Source organism: Enterococcus sp. BSD2780061688st2 D3 (genome assembly GCF_005844145.1).
Taxonomy (GTDB): domain Bacteria; phylum Bacillota; class Bacilli; order Lactobacillales; family Enterococcaceae; genus Enterococcus_B; species Enterococcus_B durans.
In genome coordinates this window covers 1-3,549 of sequence record NZ_SPHN01000047.1, presented here as the reverse complement: position 1 = coordinate 3,549, position 3,549 = coordinate 1, and the positions used below count along the sequence as shown (strand labels likewise).

Here is a 3,549-nt window from a genome sequence, read left to right as displayed (position 1 = left end):
CAACTATACGCTTAAAAGAGCGTTAGAGGGTAATTTCATCCGTCGATGAATTTACCCTCTAATCTTAGTATGTTTTTGTACAAATCGGACAATTCAAGCTATAAAATAACTGTTACATAACTTGACTCGATATAAACTAGTTAGAATGTTCCCATAAATAGAACGCCGAAGATTCTGTAAAACCAAGCTGATAATAAAAGGGTTGACTAGACAAAACAATTGCCCTTTTCGCTCCTAGTTCTCTTGAACGATTCAAGGCTTCATAAACCACTGCCTTTGCCAATCCTTGTTGTCTGCAACGGGGAATTGTCACAACTGATTCAATATACGCCGTTTCGCCTTCTGTATACCATATCCCACAATGCGCAGTGTATTCTAAATGATCAAAAGCGAACACTTTTAATTCACTATTGAAATGAGGACTAGACATGAAGTAGTGTTGCGCGCCTTTCACTGGTTCGCCTTCATCTTCAAATCCTTTATGGATAACTGATTGATAACTGTCTTTATCATAAATAAAGTCTTTTGGTGAAATAAAGTAGCTATCTGGTACATGATAATCGCGTTTGTCTGTTAATGTAATTTGTAGTACATGATCTTCCAGCCGTATTCTTTTGAAATTTTTTTCTTGTACTATTTTTGCCAAAAGCCAATCATTTGAATTCACTTTGATCGGAATACGATCATCACTCTGTTCAATTAAAATAGCAACCATTTCTCTAACCAGCTGCTCATCACCATTATGCACAAAATAATACCTATCAGCATAAAAAGTATCAAAGAGAACTAAAACAACAACCGTTCCTCGTTGATTTTTGAATACCGTAAGCCGATCAAGCTTATTTTCTTCTAATAAAGAATGACCTATCATCCATTCAAAGCGTGCCCAATGAAAATGTTCATTGAATCCGCTATCGCAAAACGCTAATAAAATTGATGGATTTCATTATATTGTTCATCGTACCTGGCATGATTTTTATATTTTTCTACTCTATACACTTATTTATGCTCCTTTACAATCTGTTCTTCGTTTTTTTCTTACATTGTACGAAGAACTACAACATCGGTTTATGTGAATGATAGAACATTGCCAAACATATCGAGGGTAATGATTAAGTTTTGCTAGTATTATTCAAACAATACATCCTCTACTAAATAACAGATTTTGTAGTGATTTAATCGGGTTAGTAAACATTACGTTTTCGAAATCCATTTTATGATGATCCCAACTGTCTCCATTTTTTCAGGAAATGTTTTCAACAGAAGTTCTTGCTTTTTTTCGCTCTGCTTTATCTCATTCAGAAACTTTTTGTGTAGGAATCAAAATAAAATCAACTCATTTGAAAAATCAAAAAACGAAGATAGCTATGCTACAATGAGCATAAAAAGGGAACGATGTAAACAATTCACTTTTACAACATCATGAAAGACGGCGGTAAAGTTGACAGCGTATCAAAGTCAAAGTTCCAATAAATGAACCAAAATGGCATGGGTGCCAACACTGTTCCAACAAGCAAAAGGTGACTACTATCTTGTCTATGAGTGGCGTTCAGGTGTAGTCAATGATGGGGTTGTAGTTACTAACTAGTGAAAGGAGAAAAAATTGCTGAATTTTTCTGAGTTATTAACCAAGTATGAAGATTCTTTTATATATGTGGATGAACGAAAAAAAATAATGGATGTTTTGAAGCAAATCGTTGATATAGAGGAAAAGCCGATTGATTTTTTTCTAAAAAAGCGTATTGAATTATTAACAATAAATGTCGTGAATTCGATCTATTATAATCCGACAAGAAATGTATCAATAAAGCTTTTTAATGTGATAAACAATGAAAAGAGTAAGAAATATTACCAACAAGCGTCCAAGTTTAATAATAGGACAGATTCGTTGTTTGAAGATGAGCAAATATATGTATTTATCGACAAATCAGTGGGGATAGTCGAAACAAACAGTTTACTTTTATCTTCTGATGCTCGTATATTATCTGGCATTACGTATGAGAATGTTGCAAAAAAAGATATTTATTTTATGGATTATATTTCTGCATTTGAACAAACAAATGAACTAAAGCAATAGTAGTTATAAACGTTCCATTGAATCGTAAAATTTTGTCAATTGATCCAAAGGTATTTTTATATCTTTAACTCAAGAGGAAAAAGGGTAAAGAAAGACATCATAAAGTGGCGCTTCATGGCATAATCAAAATAATATTTCTGAAATATACTTTTTTGGCAAAACATATTCGATTAGTGCTATCAATATAGTCTATTTCAAAAGAGTTGGAGAAAAACTGTGAAAAAGAACAAGCAAAAAGTAGTATAAAAATTTTTAAGATTATAGGAGTAATTATGGCTAATAAAAATGATCAGATAGATAGGATTATTGAGTTAACTTCGTTAGCTTTGAGTGATACGGATATTCAAAATGATGAAGAATTGAGTGCATTATTAAATAGAATCAGAAATCAGGCATTAGATAGAGAAGTTTTTTATGACTATAAAAAAGAGTTTGATAGATATGTAGTCGGTTTTACTATAAGAAATCACTTTCAAGTACCAAAAGTTCTTTTGGATTTGTTCGCCATCATAAGAAGACCTTCTGGATGGTCTGCGTTGTAGGAGTTGCTTCTGCTCCCACCGTTCATTCGTTTTTAAAGAATGAGATAAAAGTGTTTCTTACTTTTGTCCCACGTTCTTCTGCAGCCAGTATTATTACTAGAACTTTTTTATGATAAAAACAAATTCGTATATTTTACGGAAAAAGGCTACTCGTGTTCAAACTCACCTTGATGTTAGTGGATCAATAAAAACATAGAAAACATCGAAAGAATAAAGTGAAAACTCTAGTATGTAAGAGATTAAAGTAAAAAATGAGTCAGTACAAAGATGGTTACTAAAACTTCCAGAGTGGTAACAAAAATGATAAAAAAGAGTGCTGTTGTAAAAAATTTTGGGGTAACTTTTTCTTTCCATGTAAAAAGAACACAAAGAGAGATAGGAGCTGAATAAGGAATGAAAACGGATATTACCAATAAAATTATTAAGCCTACGTTCCATAGTTCAGATTTTGTTGACTTGTGTTTTCCGCCATCAGAGTGCATATCTCTATTTTTTTCTAAATCAGGAGCTGAATAAAAGTGATCAATGGGGATATTGAAAAGCTTTGATAACAGAACAAGGTTTTCATAGTTTGGAAGGGAACGACCATTTTCCCAGCTAGAAATAGTTTGCCTAGAAACAAAAATCTTTTCTGCCAAATCCTCCTGAGTGAAATTATTTTTAAGGCGTTCACTTTTTATTTTGTAAGATACGTTAATCATGTGATCCTCCTTGCAAAAAATTTATAAAACGATAAGTAAAGTGCAATGTAAAGGGCTATGTAAAGCAAACTTGATGGCTACTTATATATTTGCATAGTACGATTGTTTTGTAAATATAATTAAAGGAGTGTTCAGAAATGATTTCAAAAAAAGGCGGATTTTATAATGAACTTAGCCATTTAAAATAAAAAAAACGCCACGTGAATTCCATGTTATATTGAAGTTACCA

At 32.2% G+C, this 3,549-nt stretch carries 4 protein-coding genes; 2 read left to right on the top strand and 2 right to left on the bottom strand.

The window, feature by feature from the left end:
* Positions 1-136: 136 nt before the first annotated feature.
* Positions 137-871 carry a GNAT family N-acetyltransferase gene (locus FGQ66_RS14845; RefSeq protein WP_230315325.1) on the bottom strand — a complete coding sequence of 245 codons (735 nt, stop codon included), beginning with the start codon at positions 869-871 and terminating at the stop codon, positions 137-139.
* Positions 872-1,603: 732 nt separating this feature from the next.
* Here FGQ66_RS14845 and FGQ66_RS14840 point away from each other — a divergent pair.
* The gene (locus FGQ66_RS14840; protein ID WP_230315324.1) at positions 1,604-2,077 is read left to right on the top strand and encodes a hypothetical protein; all 474 of its coding nucleotides are present in this window, start codon (positions 1,604-1,606) and stop codon (positions 2,075-2,077) included.
* 272 nt (positions 2,078-2,349) lie between these two features.
* A complete protein-coding gene (locus FGQ66_RS14835) occupies positions 2,350-2,619 on the top strand; it encodes a bacteriocin immunity protein (protein WP_138302652.1) in 270 nt (89 codons plus the stop codon).
* A gap of 239 nt (positions 2,620-2,858) precedes the next feature.
* Here the strand turns inward: FGQ66_RS14835 and FGQ66_RS14830 are convergent, their stop codons facing one another.
* Entirely contained in the window at positions 2,859-3,320 is a 462-nt protein-coding gene (locus FGQ66_RS14830; protein ID WP_138302651.1) for a helix-turn-helix transcriptional regulator, read from the bottom strand.
* Between the last annotated feature and the right edge of the window lie 229 nt (positions 3,321-3,549).

Excerpts from the sequence above, each read along its gene's own strand:
- FGQ66_RS14830 (WP_138302651.1), bottom strand. The coding sequence starts at position 3,320 with ATGATTAACGTATCTTACAAAATAAAAAGTGAACGCCTTAAAAATAAT.
- FGQ66_RS14835 (WP_138302652.1), top strand. The coding sequence starts at position 2,350 with ATGGCTAATAAAAATGATCAGATAGATAGGATTATTGAGTTAACTTCG.
- FGQ66_RS14845 (WP_230315325.1), bottom strand. The coding sequence starts at position 871 with ATGATAGGTCATTCTTTATTAGAAGAAAATAAGCTTGATCGGCTTACG.